Annotated in this window: 16 protein-coding genes; 9 read left to right on the top strand and 7 right to left on the bottom strand. The window is 47.5% G+C overall.

Going from position 1 to position 16,628, the window contains the following annotated elements:
- The first annotated feature begins 34 nt into the window (after window positions 1-34).
- From ACFODX_RS00170 to ACFODX_RS00140, 7 genes are all read left to right on the top strand, one after another.
- The gene (locus tag ACFODX_RS00170) at window positions 35-466 is read left to right on the top strand and encodes a YraN family protein (protein ID WP_378114842.1); all 432 of its coding nucleotides are present in this window, start codon (window positions 35-37) and stop codon (window positions 464-466) included.
- A gap of 68 nt (window positions 467-534) precedes the next feature.
- Window positions 535-1,119 carry an SIS domain-containing protein gene (locus ACFODX_RS00165; protein WP_324258086.1) on the top strand — a complete coding sequence of 195 codons (585 nt, stop codon included), beginning with the start codon at window positions 535-537 and terminating at the stop codon, window positions 1,117-1,119.
- Entirely contained in the window at window positions 1,119-1,712 is a 594-nt protein-coding gene (locus ACFODX_RS00160; protein ID WP_378114840.1) for a BON domain-containing protein, read from the top strand. Before ACFODX_RS00165 ends, ACFODX_RS00160 begins: the two co-directional genes overlap by 1 nt.
- A gap of 142 nt (window positions 1,713-1,854) precedes the next feature.
- Window positions 1,855-2,448: a LemA family protein gene (locus tag ACFODX_RS00155; protein WP_378114838.1), complete on the top strand. Its 594-nt coding sequence runs from the start codon at window positions 1,855-1,857 to the stop codon at window positions 2,446-2,448.
- Between the two features lie 27 nt (window positions 2,449-2,475).
- Window positions 2,476-4,458, top strand: coding sequence for a M48 family metallopeptidase (locus tag ACFODX_RS00150; RefSeq protein WP_378114836.1), 1,983 nt, complete (start codon window positions 2,476-2,478; stop codon window positions 4,456-4,458).
- A 136-nt stretch (window positions 4,459-4,594) separates the two neighbouring features.
- The gene (locus ACFODX_RS00145; protein ID WP_378114834.1) at window positions 4,595-5,878 is read left to right on the top strand and encodes an aminotransferase class I/II-fold pyridoxal phosphate-dependent enzyme; all 1,284 of its coding nucleotides are present in this window, start codon (window positions 4,595-4,597) and stop codon (window positions 5,876-5,878) included.
- A gap of 300 nt (window positions 5,879-6,178) precedes the next feature.
- Entirely contained in the window at window positions 6,179-6,703 is a 525-nt protein-coding gene (locus tag ACFODX_RS00140) for an aminoacyl-tRNA deacylase (RefSeq protein WP_324258091.1), read from the top strand.
- 108 nt (window positions 6,704-6,811) lie between these two features.
- On the opposite strand, the gene ACFODX_RS00135 is transcribed toward ACFODX_RS00140, so the two are convergent.
- On the bottom strand, window positions 6,812-7,234 hold the full coding sequence (locus tag ACFODX_RS00135; RefSeq protein WP_324260156.1) for an ExbD/TolR family protein: 423 nt from the start codon (window positions 7,232-7,234) through the stop codon (window positions 6,812-6,814).
- A 1,263-nt stretch (window positions 7,235-8,497) separates the two neighbouring features.
- Here ACFODX_RS00135 and ACFODX_RS00130 point away from each other — a divergent pair.
- On the top strand, window positions 8,498-9,325 hold the full coding sequence (locus ACFODX_RS00130; RefSeq protein ID WP_378114831.1) for a hypothetical protein: 828 nt from the start codon (window positions 8,498-8,500) through the stop codon (window positions 9,323-9,325).
- Window positions 9,326-9,444: 119 nt separating this feature from the next.
- Here the strand turns inward: ACFODX_RS00130 and ACFODX_RS00125 are convergent, their stop codons facing one another.
- Entirely contained in the window at window positions 9,445-10,116 is a 672-nt protein-coding gene (locus tag ACFODX_RS00125; RefSeq protein ID WP_378114829.1) for a flagellar brake protein, read from the bottom strand.
- 88 nt (window positions 10,117-10,204) lie between these two features.
- Window positions 10,205-10,804, bottom strand: a complete 600-nt coding sequence (locus ACFODX_RS00120) for a cyclic nucleotide-binding domain-containing protein (protein ID WP_378114827.1) — start codon at window positions 10,802-10,804, stop codon at window positions 10,205-10,207.
- A 401-nt stretch (window positions 10,805-11,205) separates the two neighbouring features.
- Between ACFODX_RS00120 and ACFODX_RS00115 the strand changes: the two genes are divergently transcribed.
- Window positions 11,206-12,306 carry a TonB family protein gene (locus ACFODX_RS00115; protein WP_378114826.1) on the top strand — a complete coding sequence of 367 codons (1,101 nt, stop codon included), beginning with the start codon at window positions 11,206-11,208 and terminating at the stop codon, window positions 12,304-12,306.
- An 87-nt stretch (window positions 12,307-12,393) separates the two neighbouring features.
- Here the strand turns inward: ACFODX_RS00115 and ACFODX_RS00110 are convergent, their stop codons facing one another.
- The 4 genes from ACFODX_RS00110 to ACFODX_RS00095 form a co-directional block, all read right to left on the bottom strand.
- Window positions 12,394-12,954 (bottom strand): hypothetical protein, encoded by a 561-nt coding sequence (locus ACFODX_RS00110; protein ID WP_378114824.1) that lies wholly within the window; start codon window positions 12,952-12,954, stop codon window positions 12,394-12,396.
- A 34-nt stretch (window positions 12,955-12,988) separates the two neighbouring features.
- Window positions 12,989-13,249 carry a hypothetical protein gene (locus ACFODX_RS00105; protein WP_378114822.1) on the bottom strand — a complete coding sequence of 87 codons (261 nt, stop codon included), beginning with the start codon at window positions 13,247-13,249 and terminating at the stop codon, window positions 12,989-12,991.
- An 86-nt stretch (window positions 13,250-13,335) separates the two neighbouring features.
- On the bottom strand, window positions 13,336-14,913 hold the full coding sequence (locus tag ACFODX_RS00100) for a peptide chain release factor 3 (protein WP_378114820.1): 1,578 nt from the start codon (window positions 14,911-14,913) through the stop codon (window positions 13,336-13,338).
- A 63-nt stretch (window positions 14,914-14,976) separates the two neighbouring features.
- Entirely contained in the window at window positions 14,977-16,335 is a 1,359-nt protein-coding gene (locus ACFODX_RS00095; RefSeq protein WP_378114818.1) for an MATE family efflux transporter, read from the bottom strand.
- Window positions 16,336-16,628 lie beyond the last annotated feature (293 nt).

The following is a 16,628-nucleotide window of genomic DNA, read 5'->3' as shown; positions in this document are numbered from 1 at the left end:
TCACGCTCAACATCACCCACAAGGAATAGACGCAATGCCCAACAAGGATGTTACAACCCCGGCACAAAATAACCCGCCAGTTCACAACAGTATTGCCCTTGGCTCCGCCGCCGAATCACAGGCCGAAACTTTTTTAAACCAACAGGGGCTGGTCACTCGCCTACGCAATTACCGCTGCAAACTGGGCGAAATCGATTTAATCATGCTCGATAAAACCCCGCATTCCAATCCCAGCGAGAACACGCTGGTATTTGTGGAAGTAAGGCTGCGTACCAACAAACGTTTCGCACCGGCACTGGAAACGGTGGACTATCGCAAACAACAAAAAATTATTAAAACTGCGATGCGTTTTCTACAGGAGCAAAAACTTTACGACAAAGTCCGCTGCCGGTTTGATGTGATAGCATTAGACCAAACCGGCACTGCGCCCGCTATTCAATGGGTTAAAAACGCTTTTGGGGTATAACACACCGGGCGACAGCTACAGTAGCTACCTTCTATTTTTATTAGCACCAACACGGCAAGTAGTCTCTTATGGATCAACGCGTTATCACTCTCTTTCACGAAAGTATTGAAGCCAAAATGCACGCGGGTGAGCAGCTTGCACCGCTAATTGCCCATGCCAGCCAGGTAATCGTGCATGCACTGCTGAATGAACGCAAAGTGCTGACCTGTGGTAATGGAATTTCTGCGGCACAAGCACAAATTCTCACCGCCAGCCTAATCAATCGCTTCGAACAGGAACGGCCAAGCCTGCCAGCACTAAACATAGGTGCAGATTTCACCACCCAAACAGCCATAGGCAGCGATACAAACTTTAATGATATTTATGCAAAGCAAATTCGTGCACTCGGCCAGGCCGGCGATGTGTTGATTCTGCTCACCAGCACCGGGAAAGCTAGCAATTTATTGCAGGCGATTAGCGCCGCACACGATAAAGGCATGCAAGTTATTGCCTTCACCGCTAACGATGGTGGCGACGTAGCCGCACTACTGGATCAACAAGATATTGAACTTCGCGTGCCTTCTGCAGCCAAACCCCGTATTCACGAAGTTCATCTGCTCAGTTTGTTTTGTTTGTGCGACCTGATCGACCAGCAATTATTCGGAGGATTCTAATGGGATTCACGCGCACCGCCAGCCCTGCTTTTTTTATGCTGTTGCCGGTTTTGCTCACACTGATACTGTTCAGTGGGTGCGCTAAAATAATTCAGGTCACTACCAGCGAACCAGTACAAATCAGCACCAATAAACGCAGCCTGGGCACGCGAATTAATGATGAACAGCTGGAAACCTTTGCACGGGTAAACATCCATAAAGCGAGCAAAGAATTTGAAAATGCACGCATTAATATCGACAGTTTCAATGGCATAGTGCTGCTCACCGGGCAGGTGCCAAGTGAGCAACTACGTCAATTGGCGGGCACTACCGTTAGCCAGATTAATACCCTGCGTCAACTTCACAATGAGCTTGCGGTCAGTGAGCGAACTCGCCTGCCCACACACGCTAAAGATGCCTGGATCAGCACCAAAATAAAAACAAAACTCATTGCAAGTAATATCCAAAGCAGTCGTGTGCGGATAATTACCGAATCCCAAAGCGTTTATTTAATGGGGTTGGTATCGCGCCATGAAGCGGAGCGCGTCACCGAAATGGCCCGCACCACCAAGGGTGTAATACAAGTCGTTAAAGTATTTGAATATATCGACTAGTAAACCAGCTTTCTCCCACCCCCATCCTCACTGCGTCAACCACTAGTATTCTGTCGCCATCCTGCTAGTATCGAGTCGGTATTTAGCTGTGCGATATTTGCCCAGTTCCTAGCGATAATATTTCCAGGCAAAGGAATTCACTATGATTACTACTTTGATTGTTCTTGTTGTACTTGCCCTGTTGGTGTTTTACGTCATTGGGATTTACAACAAATTGGTGACCTTAAAAAATCGTTTTGAAAATGCATTTTCCCAAATTGCCGTGCAACTCAAGCGCCGCTACGATTTAATTCCAAACCTGGTAGAAACGGCTAAAGCCTATATCACCCATGAGCGCGACACACTCGAGGCAGTAGTTAAAGCGCGCAATCAAGCATTGCAAGGTTTACAAGCGGCAAGCGCCAACCCGGGCAGCCCTGTGGCAATTGCCGATTTGGCAAATGCAGAAACCCTGTTGGGTGCAGCCATGTCGCGTTTGAGTGTCGTAATGGAAGCCTATCCCGACCTGAAAGCCTCGCAAAATATGCTGCAAGTCTCTGAGGAACTGACCAGCACTGAAAATAAAATTGCCTTTGCACGCCAAGCATTTAACGACGCAGTCACTGAATTTAATACCTACAAACAAACCTTTCCCCCGGTACTTTTAGCGAATGCTTTTGGTTTCAGTGAAAATGCCAGTTTGTTGGAGTTTGATGATCACACCGAGATTCAGGCTGCACCTAAAGTGCAATTTTAATCAGGCCTACATATCGCAAGGTGCAAGATGAATTTTTTTGAGCATCAGGATCGTGCGCGCCGCAAAACCAAGCAGTTGATCGCCTTGTTGGCACTGGCGGTATTGGCATTGGTGAGCATCACCACTTTCGCGGCAGCCGCGCTGGTTTATTTTTCCGGCAATGCCTCTCCTTGGATATACGAACAACCGCACAGCACGTGGAATGGCGTGCTGCATGCGTTCAGTGTGCAAACTTTTTTCTGGATTGCACTGGCGGTCACCAGCGTAGTTTTTCTTGGTAGTTTTTTTCGCTTTATGCAATTAGGCTCCGGCGGTCGCGCTATCGCCGAGGCTATGGGTGGGCGTTTATTGCTAGGCACCAGTCAGGATCAGGATGAACGCAAAATCCTGAATGTAGTCGAGGAAATGGCCATCGCCTCCGGCACACCAGTGCCTCCTGTTTACTTATTAGAGGACGATGCAATAAATGCATTTGCCGCTGGCTACCGCGCCCAAGATGCAGTGATTGGCATCACCCGTGGCTGCATTCAACAATTATCGCGCGATGAATTACAGGGGGTCGTCGCGCATGAATTCAGCCATATTTTTCATGGCGACATGCGTTTGAATATGCGCTTGGTCGCACTGCTTTACGGCATTTTAGTCATCGGATTAATTGGTGATTTTTTGCTGCGCGCCAACCGTCGCACCAGTCTGGTGAGTTCAAGCCGCAATAAATCTTCTGGCGGATTTATTGTATTGATTGGCTTGGGTTTATTAATTATTGGTTATACCGGTACATTTTTTGGCAATTTGATTAAGGCCGCGGTGAGCCGTCAGCGCGAGTTTTTAGCCGACGCCTCTGCCGTGCAATTCACACGTAACCCCGAGGGTATTGCAGGCGCGCTAAAAAAGATCGGCGCCAGCACAGCAGGCTCCAGATTGCACAATGACAATGCCGCCGAGTTCAGTCATATGTACTTTAGCCAAGGCGTGAAGCACTTATTAGCATTCATGGCAACGCACCCGCCCTTAGGCGAGCGCATTAAACGCATACTGCCGCGCTGGGATGGAAAATTTGAATCCACACATGCTGCAAACAATGATAGTGATCAGACTAATAAAGGAAGCAAGACTTTTACCGATTCGGACTCCAGCCCTATTGCTTCTATATATAGCAATGAATTTCACAACGACCAGACAACACTGCATCCATCTATTGATAACAACCTGGCACAAATCGCCCAACCGACACACGAACAGTTAGCTTATGCACAAGACTGTTTAACCCATATAACTCCCGCGTTAAAAAAAGCCTGTCAGGAACCCTTTAGTGCGCGGGGTGTTGTGTTTGGATTATTGCTGGATCAGCTGCCGCAAACGCGAACCGATCAATTAAGTGCGTTGACCGAACAATTCGATGCCGACGAACTGGGCAGTTTGCTACCGATTATTAATATTAGCGCCGCGGCTGAGGTACACCTGCGCTTGCCGCTAGTTGAACTTTCTATAGCCGCATTGAAGCAATTATCTGCCGCACAACAACAGAACTTTTTGTCTGGATTAAATCGATTGATACAGGCCGATGAAAAAGTGAGCCTGATGGAGTGGGCAATCCATCGCATTGTATTACACAACATTTGTCCGGCTCCTCTGCCATTGAGCAAATATTCCTTGCAGCAAATGCACGAGGAATGCCAGCTTCTGATTTCGTTAATGGCCTACACCGGCGCCACCAACCAAGCGAATGCAGAGATGGCGTTTGCCCTGGCATCCAGGGTTTTACCGTTTAAACAATTCACGCTGCTTGCACGCAGTGCGATAAAACTCGATGCGGTGGACGCAGCCTTGACGCGCTTGAATCAGTTGCAGCCACTGCAAAAACCACAGCTACTAAAAGCCATGAATCTTTGTGTTATGCAAGATGGCAAACTACACATAGCTGAAGCAGAATTATTGCGCGCACTCGCCGATGGAATCGACTGCCCGATACCACCGCAATTGCAAGCGCTGCCAATACAGTCGCGCTGAGTTTCTGAGGCATATCAACTGACCCGTAAAAGCGCACGGGCACCAGCTAAAAGACCCGGCAAGTTGCTACAACATTTATGGCCCGAGCGGTTATAATGCCGCGCACTTTATCCCGCCAACCAAAGAGGTAATCACCTTGCAACTGGACAACGCATCTGTAGCGCAATTGCGCGAATGGGAAAGCCAACTGACCGAACAGTATCAGGCAATCCTCGCTAAAAAACTCAATCTGGATTTAACCCGCGGCAAACCATCTGCTGAACAATTGAATCTGTCTGATGCGATGGACGGCTTACTGCAAGGTAACTATATTGCTGCCGATGGTACTGACACCCGCAACTATGGCGGCCTGGATGGCCTACCCGAAGCCAAACAGCTCGGCGCTAACATTATGGATGTAGACGCTGCCAACGTATTGGTCGGCGGCAACTCCAGCCTGACACTGATGTTCCAGGTAATGCTGACTGCCCACCAGTTTGGCCTGAAAGACGCCGCGAGCGCCTGGAAACATGAAGGGGAAGTGAAATTCCTTTGCCCGGTTCCCGGTTACGACCGTCATTACACCGTATGTGAACAACTGGGCATCAAAATGATCAATGTGCCCATGACCTCTACTGGCCCGGATATGGATCTGGTGGAATCTTTGGTCAAAGCAGATAAATCTATCAAAGGCATGTGGTGCGTACCCAAGTACTCCAACCCTACCGGCGTGGTATACAGTGACGAAACCGTTGAGCGCATCGCTAAATTGGGCCAAATCGCCAGCGCCAATTTCCGTGTCTTTTGGGATAACGCCTATTCTGTGCATGATCTGGCGCCCAACGCACCCAAACTCGCCAGCATTCAAGATGCAACCCGTCGCAACGGCACCGAAGACTCAGTCATTCAATTTGCCTCAACCTCCAAAATTACCCATGCGGGCTCGGGAGTTGCCTTTGTGTCCGCCAGCGCAGCCAACCTGGCAGGCTTCAAGAAATTTCTCAATAGCTGCACCATTGGCCCTGACAAGGTGAACCAGATTCGCCACACCCGCTTCCTGCCAACCAAAGATGCACTAATGGCACACATGGGCAAACATGCAGCCCTATTAAACCCACGTTTTGAGGCAGTATTGACTGCGCTGAGCAATGCCTTTGATGGCACAGATCTGGGTGCATGGGAAAAACCCGTAGGCGGTTATTTTGTCTCGTTTGATACACGCAAAGGTTGTGCTAAAGAAACTGTACGTCTTGCTGCAGAAGCCGGCGTAAAGTTAACCCCCGCCGGTGCCACCTACCCCTACGGCAAAGACCCGGAAGACCGCAATATTCGTATCGCACCTTCAGTTCCAACAGTCCCAGAGGTTGTTGGCGCTATGGAAGTCTTTGTAACCTGCGTAAAACTCGCCTCGGTAAAACAACAATTAGCCAGCATGGGTTAATTTTGTTTTGCAACACATGAAAAAGCCGCTCATTGAGCGGCTTTTTTATTTCTGCCAACCGGGTTCAACTGATTCCGCACTAAAACTGACTGATCTAATAATTGCGGCTTAATTCCAAAACACTTGGCACACAGTTTAAAAGCCTTCCTATACTCAATAACAGCAAGATTGATCCAAGCTTGCATTCAAGAAGTATCACAAGACATTCATTAACCAATGAGCTTCTAACAAACAGCGTTCAATAGCTCAATAAAACACTACTTAATCCTTTCTCTGTGAGAGTCGCTTCAGGAGATTTTTATGGGTGTTGCTGCCACTGTTGAAAACTATCTAAAAGCAAAACAAATTGAATTTACGCTACTTGAGCATGAATACTGCGAGGGCACTTACAACACAGCACGCGTAGCAAAAATAGATGATCACTGCCTGGCTAAAGGTGTACTGCTTCGCGATGAAGATTTTCACTACACCCTCTGCGTACTGCCAACCCGCAATAAGATATTGCGCCACACACTCAATCAAATCTTTGACCGACACATGGAGTTAGTTGAGGAGGAAGAGTTAACCGAAATTTTTCGTGACTGCGCTGAAGGCGCCATCCCAGCGTTAGGTGAAGCTTATGGTTTGGATGTTATTTGGGATGAAGAGCTACTGGGCGTAGAGGATATTTATATAGAAGCAGGCGACCATCGCCATTTAATTCGCTTAAAACAACCCGACTTTGTTCACCTTATGGAGAACAAACTGCACGATCACTTTAGTGCTGACAGAAGCCGTCACAGCAGCCTACCCAAAAAATACATTCGCCAAGAGTACGAACTCTGATTAACCGGCATCAACTCTTCAAAAACCAAGTAATCCAGTACAACCCAGAAAACCCAGGCATAAAAAAACCGCCTTGTTACCAAGGCGGTTTTTTTATTTCAATGCCACTTATTTGGAAGGAACAAGCACTACAGTTGGTGCCTTGGCTTCACGAGCGGCATCAGCTACCGCAACATAAGTGCCAGTGTGAGCAGCAACATCAGCCTGGATAATAACGGCTGCTTTTGGCAACTCCGCACGAAGACGTTCAATATTAGAGCGTACAGCACGGGTATCAACACGACGCTCTCCCTCTTTCTCCATTAGCCATATCTGGTTGTCTGCAGAGATGCGAACCAGAATATTCGGCTCAGCATCTGGCGGAGGAGGGTTATTGTTCGGCTCAGGAACATTAGGGTTGATACCGATTTCCTTCACGAAGGAGGCGGTAACAATGAAGAAAATCAACATAATGAATACAACGTCCAGCATGGGCGTCAGGTCAATATCATTAGTATCGTCGCCAGCACGGCTCTTCTTTCTGCGGCTCACTGTGGGTACTCCTCGTGATGTTATGTAAAACGTTATATTTAGATATCTAGCAAAACACCAATTCTAGCAGTTTTGGCGCCGCAAAAACCAACCCTTAGCCCCCTAATACAGGGAATTTACGCCAAATATTCGGGCTGGATAAGAACCTTAACCTTTTCCCCATATGCTGTTCATTCTGCCCCCTAAAAACGTCAAGAAACAGGCACGTGCATTGCGTCTCTGAATGTCACACAAAGGCAGAGCTGCCCCCACAACCAATAACGAAGCACCAAAGCTTGGAATCGCTGCAAACATTGGCCAAGTTACATGATGCAACAGCTTTGCCCGAGCTACCGACAGCAATACAAACACCACACAGTCACAAGCTATTTACCGAAACAATCATGGCCATGCCTTACGCCACATAAAAATGAAAAGATGGATTCAAAATGGCTAGCTCCCAGCAATAAGACCAGTTATCGAGTCCCATTTTTACTGCAACACAAAGTTAACGGATAAATTTAGTATTCCTGCGCCCCCGCCCAACACAAATTACCCATTCAATTGACCTTTAGCCGTGGATCTCAACCTGATGCGACTAAAGTAGAAGTACAATTTAATTAAGCGCCACTAAAAAAGCAGAACTCTCAGTCTCCGCACAAGGCAACACAATGCGCTCCCGCAATTTAAACAAATAAAACGATAACGATTGAAAGTCTCTTCAGGGAAAACAGCACGCACATTGAGCCGCTAAGCCATCTCCTTACCGTAACTAGTTGTGAACGACAGAAGAAATTCCTGCTGCAGTAATAGGTTTTATCGCGCCTGTTATCGCAAGTAGTTGCCGCAACTTCCAGCATGCTCAGATTTAAAGGCAGATTAAAAAATAGAATCGGTGGTTGCCGTTCATAATCCCAAAAATAAATTAGACATACGTTCAATCAAAGGAATAGTGACGCCCAGCAAAAAAATTCTGCATCAAGAACTCAGATTGATCGAAGCAAAGGAAATGAAGATGAAAAAATCATGGGGGGCACTCTGCAAATGAATTCAAAAGAGGCCCCTGCAGTTTAGATTTATCAACTGAGGATAATAAACATTGCAGGAAAAAATTCGAAAACTTTCCTAAAAAGACAAATTTTCACTAAAAACCATCAAAAACCCGCGATTTCACCGACTATTTGACGCAAAAAACTTGAATTTTTTTCATAAAGTTTTAACTTATACATGTTGGACTTTTTAATCCATTTATCGACCTTTCGAAAACCATAAAGGAAGCACACCATGGCTGCACGTAAACAAACCGCTGTTAATACTGTTGCAAGTTTGGAACAGCAATTAGCCCAACTGAAAACCCAACTCTCTAAAGCTCGTGCCGCACAAGCTGCAGATGCTGTTAAAGCTGTTGCTGGTTTAGTTAAAGATGCCGCTAAAGCTGCTGCTGCACTGAAAGCTGCTCAAACCAAGTTGACTGCTGCTGCTAAAAAGAAAACTCCAGGTTCAGCTAAACAAGTAGCTGCTGCTAAAGCTGCTGTTGCTGCTGCCAAGAAAGATGCTGCTGCTGCAAAAGCTGCTGTTGTTAATGCCAAGAAAGAAGCCGCTGCTGCTAAAGCGGCTGCCAAGCTTGCTGCAGCTCACGATAAAGCAGTAGCCAAAGCTGAAGCAGCTGTTGCCAAGCGCCTGAAAGCTGCAGCCAAAAAATCTGCAGCCAAAAGTAAAATTGCTGAAAAGAAAGCGGCCGCTAAAGCAAAATTAGCCGCTAAAAAAGCAGCAGCAAAAGCAAAACTGGCGGCAAAAAAACAAGCAGCCAAAGCTAAAGTTGCTGCCAAAAAAGCAGCTCTGAAAAAGAAAGCAGCTGATAAAAAAGCGGCTATGAAAGCGAAATTAGCAGCGAAGAAAGCTGCAGCTAAGGCCAAAGCAGCTGCAAAAAAACCAGCCGCTAAAGCAAAAAAAGTAGTAGCTGCTAAACCAGCTGCTGCAAAAAAGCCAGCAGCTCCAAAGGCAGCCGCTAAAAAGCCAGCAGCTAAAAAAGCGCCTGCCGCTAAGAAGCCAGCTGGTTCAGCACCAGCTAAACGTGGCCGCAAGCCAAAGGCCGTTGTTGCAGCCGCTTAATACGCGATGCACCAATAAAAAAGGCACCGAAAGGTGCCTTTTTTATTGGTGATGTACGATCCCGAATAAAGCTGATGTTTTCTAAGCTCTATTGAGGACACAGGCTAGGCGTCTCGATATCAACCGGCAGCCTGTTCTTGCTGAGCCATATGACTGAATACAAAGGCATACATCACTAAGCGCTCCTGCTCTTCCAGCTCAGTGAACTCAATGCCATAACTAACTAATACCCCTGCTTCCAAATTATCCGTGGGTTCTACTCGCGAGCGAATAATCCCTTTTAGCGACAACTGCTGTTTTAAACCAAGAATATCAACTTCTAATTGCAACTCCAGGTTACCACCTAATTCGGCAACCTCTTCATCAACCTCTATGCGACAACCATTGATACTGATATCACAAATGAAGCCCACCAAAGAACGCTCCGGGTGCGCAGGAGATTTGAGCGTAACTCGTTCACGCACAGCAACCCGGGTTGCACTTCGAATCCCTTTGAAGGTGACTAATTCAGGAAAGCTCAAATGTAAAATTGGATAAGGCTCAAGGGTTTGTGCCTCGACAGCAACTGCAAAAACTCCAATTCCGTTATCAATCATAAAGCGAACAACAACTTTCTGACCTATTTTGAACTTCACCAATTTGCCAGAAACTTTGGGGACGGAAAATAAAAGTGATCTTCCCGGCAGGCAACCAATCAAACGACATGAATATCGTTCTGGCTGCCCGGAGAGAGAGGTGGTTTGTAATTGCAACGGATAACCAAAGGTCAGCTTGATATCATCGAATTTCATTGCAACATTCACTGATTGTTAGTTGTTATTTTTTTAGTCTAGCAGTGTTCGATGGCTTTGCCTGCACATAGTATAGGCACAGCAGAGGTCAGGTTTGCACAGAAGTCTGATCTTGCAAAACATCAGCACTCAACACACCAAATTCATTATTCCATTCGAGCAAAAGGATAGCCAAGGCTTTGGACTGCTCAAAGAGTGATTGCAGCTCTTCGTATGTATCTTTGATCCCATGATAAAGCTTGATTTGGCGATGCTTGTTGGCCAAAGGATGTTGCAGATGCTGGGATCGGTAGACTTCCAGTTTCCAACGGAGATTGTGGGCCATATTGCGATAGTAAATAAGCTTGGTTGCCAGAGAAATTGGATTAGTTGCGTTAAGCGGGCCGAATACATTGATATCCAATGCCAACACAGTTGATTCTTTTACGCTTTGATCAGCAACAACAGTGGCCGTGCGTGGTTGCCCAACAAGCTGCGCCAAATCACCAAAAACCTCGCCCGGCGTAACGTAATTTACCAAGTCACTGACGAGTGGTTGCTCCACATAAACCGCTAACTTTCCTTTTAACAAAAAATACTGCCAATTACTTTGTTCACCTTTTTGTACAACGACCTCCCCGGGAAGATAGGAAACGATTCGGGAGGCCTGCAGTAATAAATCAAATTGCTGGGGATCTTGCTGACGCACAGCCTTAAAAAAAGATATGCCCGAGAGCAAATGCTCCAGAGTGGATTTGGGGAATTTATGTATGGACTTGGTTTCCATCGTTGACCTGTGTGATGTGTTTTTATCTATAACGCAGGCATTAAACTAACGCATATTAGCCCTTTCGCACGAGCATCATACTACCGAAAAGACTTGGAACAACAGTACAGATCTCATTTACATGGTTCGCTACTCGTAGATTTTTCTATATCATATAAACGCACTTATAGTGACCGCACCAACAGCTATAGAACAATAAATTCACCATAGACAATAAAGTCTCATCAATAGAGAGTCGTACCACTATGCGTTTGAGCCATCTAACCCGCTTATTGTCCAGTTTTCTTCTGGCAACCTTTTGTCAACTTGTACACGCAGAGCCAATGCTGAACGGTGTAGGTGTTCACCAAGAGCTTGGCCGCGATGTATTTATAGGTGCACTTTTCTCCGAGTCCCTAAGTAATGATGCAGGAACACTGCTTAGAAACTCTCAGCCGATGAGAATGGAGTTAAAAATTGTGGCCCCCGAAGGAATCACGGCAAGGCGTTTTAGCCGGTTGTGGATTGAAGGCCTAGCGGTAAATAGCAAGGCGGATGAGCTGATGGCTCAAGCCGACAACACTGTTCTTTTTGATGGCTTATTCAAAGGTCGTCTGCAGAAGGACGATCATCTGGTAATCTCCCATTCACCCGGTGCCGGGCTATCCATCAGTCTCAACAAAGTTGAGTTGGGAAAAATCGAAGATGATTCTTTCTTTTATATGTTGTTGGCAACCTGGATCGGCCAAGTGCCCCTATCATCTGATTACCGCGACAGCCTATTAAAAGTTGGCGACGTAGATGCCGGCTTAAGAGGTCGCTTTGCCAGTATTAACCCCAGCCCCAGCCGCGTGGCAGAGATTAATGGTTGGAATAATAAAGCACTCGCGGTTGAGCCTACAGCCAACAATATAGCAGCCACCACAAAACCAGAAACGGCGAAAGTAGAAGTTCCCAAACTGGATACCCCTGCAATCGAAAAACCTAAACTCGATATTCCACTACCAGTCGCACAAGCAAGCAGCAAGAGTAAATCGTCTGTAGCAGCTATAGCTGCAGCGGCCACCTCCAGTTCAATCGCCAGCACCGCGCCTGTGGCAGCAACAGAGGTAGAAGAAGAGGATGAAGGCCCGGCGCTGACCACACAGACACTCTTGGCTCGTCAGTTTTATGTCTCGGATTCAATCAAAAAAATCCGCTCCAAAACTAAATATCCGCAACGGGCGTTGGATCGTAATCAGGCAGGCAACGTGCGTGTTGCGGTTGTCGTTGATCGCGATGGCAACTTGATTAGCAGCAATATTATTGAAAGTAGTCGTTATGAATTGTTGAATAAAGAGGCCTTGGAGGCAATTAAACGCTCCGCCCCTTTCCCCAAATTGCCAGAGGCAATCAGCGGCACCCGGTTTGAATTTTCAGTTCCAATGCGCTGGGCTTTACCATAGCTAATAGATGATCAGGATTAATCAGACACCAAAACCAAAAAGCCACCCTCGCGGTGGCTTTTTGGTTTTGGTGAAAACAGCAGCTCACTACTTTAACTGACGCAACCGCTGTTCAATGACTTTGTGAATTCCTGTGCGCTCCAAGCCTGAGTGCTCAGTCAGCCGATCCAAATGGATTGCATGCAAATGCAAACAGGGAGTGGATGCATCCAGCTCGCGCAAGTCTCCTTTCATGAGCACAGGCAACAAAGGTTTGGTTGGCGGCAGTTTTTGGCGAACTATATTAAGCCCCATCTGCAAAGGCACCGCCCTATATTTAACAGTGCCACTCCTAAAAGGAATGCGCAAAAACAAACAAGGGGAGGACTGATATACACCGGGAATGATTTCCATGCCGGTAGGAGTTACCGCTGATTCAGGAATACCATTAAACGTATCATGAGGAGCATAGGGATTTGGCAGAATGACCAGCTTACGATCTTCCTCTTTGGGAAAGAATATATTGTAGTTAGTATAAAGTTGCTCCACAGAACTTGAATAAACACAGAGTTTATTCTCGAACCCCATGACAAAGTCTACGGCGCGCTGTCGCTGGTTAAAGGCATCAAGATCCCAAATCAGATCCTTGTTATCAGAAATAGTTGTCACAGTAACGCTCGCCGATTATTAGAGAACTCAATAATTAGTTAATGGAATCAATATCCAATACTTCAACTTGCTGAAGAATAACACGCAACTGTGCAAGCCCATGGTCGCTAAATAAAAAGCCGGCGCGGGTGTGACCAAGATATTCTTTTTCATCAACAGCGGCGCAGGCATCACGAATAACTTCTAGCGGTGGGCAGTGGCGAAATGAAGTGGATAAAAAAATAGCCCAGTCATTTTCACTCGCCTGCCCCACCAAAACACGCTGCAACAGTGTTATCACATCAGCCTTAGTCATCTGATAGCGCGGCGTTTTTACCCACAGTAACACGCCGACAACTATCACAAACATCAGCAATGTAACGATAAACACCGCCACAGTGCTTAGTGCTCCCGTGTTGCGCGGAACACCACTTCGGGATGGCGCTCTTGTGTAAGCGACAAGTTAACCCGCGAAGGTGCGAGGTAAGTCAAATGCCCGCCGCCATCAACGGCGAGATTCTCTGCGCATTTACGCTTGAACTCTTCGAGCTTTTTAGCATCGTCGCAGTCGCACCATCGCGCTGTTGTGACACTGACTGGCTCATAAATCGCTTCCACTTTGTATTCATCTTTCAAGCGATAAGCAACCACTTCAAATTGCAACACACCCACAGCGCCGACCACTATGTCATTGTTGTTCAATGGGAAAAACACCTGAGTAGAGCCCTCTTCGGATAACTGCTGCAGACCTTTTTGCAGCTGTTTCATTTTGAGCGGATCTTTTAAGCGAATACGACGAAATAATTCCGGCGCAAAATGCGGAATACCGGTGAACTTTAAATTTTCGCCCTCAGTGAAGGTGTCACCGATTTGAATCGTACCGTGATTGTGTAAACCGATAATATCGCCGGCGATGGCTTCATCCACCGCGCTGCGATCCCCCGCCATAAAGGTCACTGCATCAGCAATTTTGACATCTTTACCCAAACGCACGTGTTTCATTTTCATGCCCTGGGAATAGGTGCCAGAGCAGATGCGCATAAAGGCAATACGGTCGCGATGTTTTGGATCCATATTGGCTTGAATTTTAAAAATAAAACCGCTGAATTTTTCTTCGCCCGGTTCAACCACTCGCTCGTGGGTCGCGCGCGCGCGCGGTGTAGGCGCCCACTCAACAAAACCATCGAGCATTTCACGCACACCAAAATTGCCCAACGCGGTACCAAAAAATACTGGTGTCATGCGCCCGGCAAGGTATTCATCCAAATCAAATTGATGTGTGGCACCACGCACAAAATCTATTTGCTCGCGGTAATCATCGGCGTAGGCGCCCATGAATGCGGTAGCTTCCGCGCTATCGAGACCTTTAATTTGCACATCGTCGGGAATGGTGTGGCCAAAACCCTGTTCGTACACGTGAATGACATCGGTGTAAAAATTGTAAACACCCAAAAATTCTTTCCCGCTGCCCAGCGGCCAATTAATCGGCGCGGCGGTAATTTTTAAGACGTTTTCAATTTCATCCAACAACTCAACCGCATCGCGGCTTTCGCGATCCATTTTGTTGATAAACGTCAGAATCGGCGTATCGCGCAGGCGGCAGACTTCCATCAATTTAATGGTGCGATCTTCAACACCTTTGGCGCCGTCGATCATCATCAATACAGAGTCCACCGCCGTGAGTGTGCGATAGGTATCTTCCGAGAAGTCTTCGTGACCGGGGGTATCCAACAGGTTAACAATGCGATCTTTGTAGGGGAATTGCATCACCGAGGAGGTCACCGAAATACCGCGTTCTTGCTCCATGGTCATCCAATCAGATTTTGCATGGGGCCCACGCTTGCCTTTTACCGAGCCGGCCAATTGAATCGCATTACCCCAGAGCAATAATTTTTCGGTGACGGTGGTTTTACCGGCATCGGGGTGAGAAATAATGGCAAAGGTACGACGCTTTGCCAGTTCAGCAGTTAAGTTAGTCATAAAAATATCGCGAGTAAAAAAAGAAAGTGAAAAATTATACCCTGTTGCTCTGGGTTGAGCGCGCTAGGGTTGTGCAGCGCTGGATTGCTGCTTGATATGCGCATTAAGCCAATACCAAGCCCAGAGGCCGAGCATCACATTAGCGGTGGCCGTGGCGACAAAAATACCGGTGATACCAAACCAATGCTGTCCGACCCAAGCCAGCGGCAGGTAGATGTAAAACACTCGCCCGGAGGAAATGATCATCGCCGGCCAGGGACGGCCTAATCCATTAAAGGCAGCGTTGACTGCCATGACCAAACCGTAAGCACCGTAGCTGATGGGCACTATCATAAAATACGCGGCAGTGATGTTGACCACCTCTTGATGCCCACCGAACAAGCTGGCAATTTCTGCCCCTAACAGCCCTAAGATTACCGCCAACAGCAAACCAAATAGCAAACAAAACAGCGTTAAAACTCGCAGCGCTTCGTGCAAGCGTTCCAGTCGCCCAGCTCCGGAGTTCTGCCCGAAAAACGGCCCGATAACACCGGAGAGGGCATAAAACACAATCAACGCTAGCGGTTCGATACGCATTGCAATACCCAAAGCCGCCACGGCATCGGTGCCATAAGCAGCAACCATAGCCACCACAATCGCACTGGCAAACGGAATAATCACATTGGCCACCATGGCTGGCACACCAACCTCAATGATCGCCATCCAGGATTGCTGTAATCGCGCCCAAGGTAAAAACGGGTTAACCAGCATGTGCACGCGAGCATGGAGAATATAAATCGCCACCACCAGCATCAGCACCCGGGTAATGAGTGTCGCCACGGCTGCGCCTTGCAACCCCATGGCGGGGAAGCCCAATAATCCAAAAATGAGCAAAGGGTCGAGCAACACATTCAACAGTGCCGCGCCCCCCATCAAATAACCCTGTACCTGACTCATGCCCATTGCACGCAGTGCCGACAAACACACCATGGGCACCATCAAACAGGGTGCACTGAAATACCAAATCGCCATGTAGGAGCGAATCAGCGGGATTAACTCCGGCGTTGCACCCAAGGCCAAAAAAAGCGGCTCCAGAGTCAGCCATCCCAGCAGGCAGACACTTGCGGAAATAATAAACGTGAGGCTCATGGCATCGGTTGCCAAGCGACGCGCTTTGTTGGAGTCGCCCTCGCCGATCGCACGTGCCACGGCAGACGAAGTACCCGCACCCAGTCCAATACCGAGACTGGTGAGCACCATAATGACAGGGAAAGTAAAACTGAGCGCAGCGAGGGGTTCACGCCCCAGCTGTGCGATAAAAAAAGTCTCAATCGCATTGAGCGACATGGTAGCCATCAGGCCCCACACCAATGGCAGCGCCAAACTTTTCAGCTGTTCGGAGACGCGCCCTTCAGTGAGGGTGGCCTGCAGGGGTTCTGCCATAAAATCGCCAATCATTACCGATCAAAAACGGATCGGCAGTATACACCAGCTTAGTAGCGCCCCTGCGCTTGCGCCTGTTAAAGCTGCGACAAAGTGTCGCACAGCCAGACGATGCCACACCCTCACAAAGCGAGCGGGCTATAATCGCCAAACTCTCTCACTTGAATTCTTGTCGACCTATGTACGCTCAGCAGATTTTCAGCCACAAATCCAAAATATCCACAGCCTCATTAACACTGGCTGATCACGGGCAACACCTCAGTTATTGGGTAATGATTCGCACATTGGTTTTG

Origin of the sequence: Cellvibrio fontiphilus (assembly GCF_042646205.1) — a bacterium.
Lineage (GTDB): Bacteria > Pseudomonadota > Gammaproteobacteria > Pseudomonadales > Cellvibrionaceae > Cellvibrio > Cellvibrio fontiphilus_A.
This window is presented reverse-complemented; position numbering and strand designations above follow the sequence as displayed.

Bases quoted from the DNA above. Each gene is read 5' to 3' on its own strand.
- ACFODX_RS00150 (WP_378114836.1), top strand. From the start codon at position 2,476: ATGAATTTTTTTGAGCATCAGGATCGTGCGCGCCGCAAAACCAAGCAG.
- ACFODX_RS00170 (WP_378114842.1), top strand. From the start codon at position 35: ATGCCCAACAAGGATGTTACAACCCCGGCACAAAATAACCCGCCAGTT.
- ACFODX_RS00165 (WP_324258086.1), top strand. From the start codon at position 535: ATGGATCAACGCGTTATCACTCTCTTTCACGAAAGTATTGAAGCCAAA.
- ACFODX_RS00140 (WP_324258091.1), top strand. From the start codon at position 6,179: ATGGGTGTTGCTGCCACTGTTGAAAACTATCTAAAAGCAAAACAAATT.
- ACFODX_RS00115 (WP_378114826.1), top strand. From the start codon at position 11,206: ATGCTGAACGGTGTAGGTGTTCACCAAGAGCTTGGCCGCGATGTATTT.
- ACFODX_RS00155 (WP_378114838.1), top strand. From the start codon at position 1,855: ATGATTACTACTTTGATTGTTCTTGTTGTACTTGCCCTGTTGGTGTTT.
- ACFODX_RS00160 (WP_378114840.1), top strand. From the start codon at position 1,119: ATGGGATTCACGCGCACCGCCAGCCCTGCTTTTTTTATGCTGTTGCCG.
- ACFODX_RS00105 (WP_378114822.1), bottom strand. From the start codon at position 13,249: ATGACTAAGGCTGATGTGATAACACTGTTGCAGCGTGTTTTGGTGGGG.
- ACFODX_RS00095 (WP_378114818.1), bottom strand. From the start codon at position 16,335: ATGGCAGAACCCCTGCAGGCCACCCTCACTGAAGGGCGCGTCTCCGAA.
- ACFODX_RS00125 (WP_378114829.1), bottom strand. From the start codon at position 10,116: ATGAAATTCGATGATATCAAGCTGACCTTTGGTTATCCGTTGCAATTA.
- ACFODX_RS00100 (WP_378114820.1), bottom strand. From the start codon at position 14,913: ATGACTAACTTAACTGCTGAACTGGCAAAGCGTCGTACCTTTGCCATT.
- ACFODX_RS00130 (WP_378114831.1), top strand. From the start codon at position 8,498: ATGGCTGCACGTAAACAAACCGCTGTTAATACTGTTGCAAGTTTGGAA.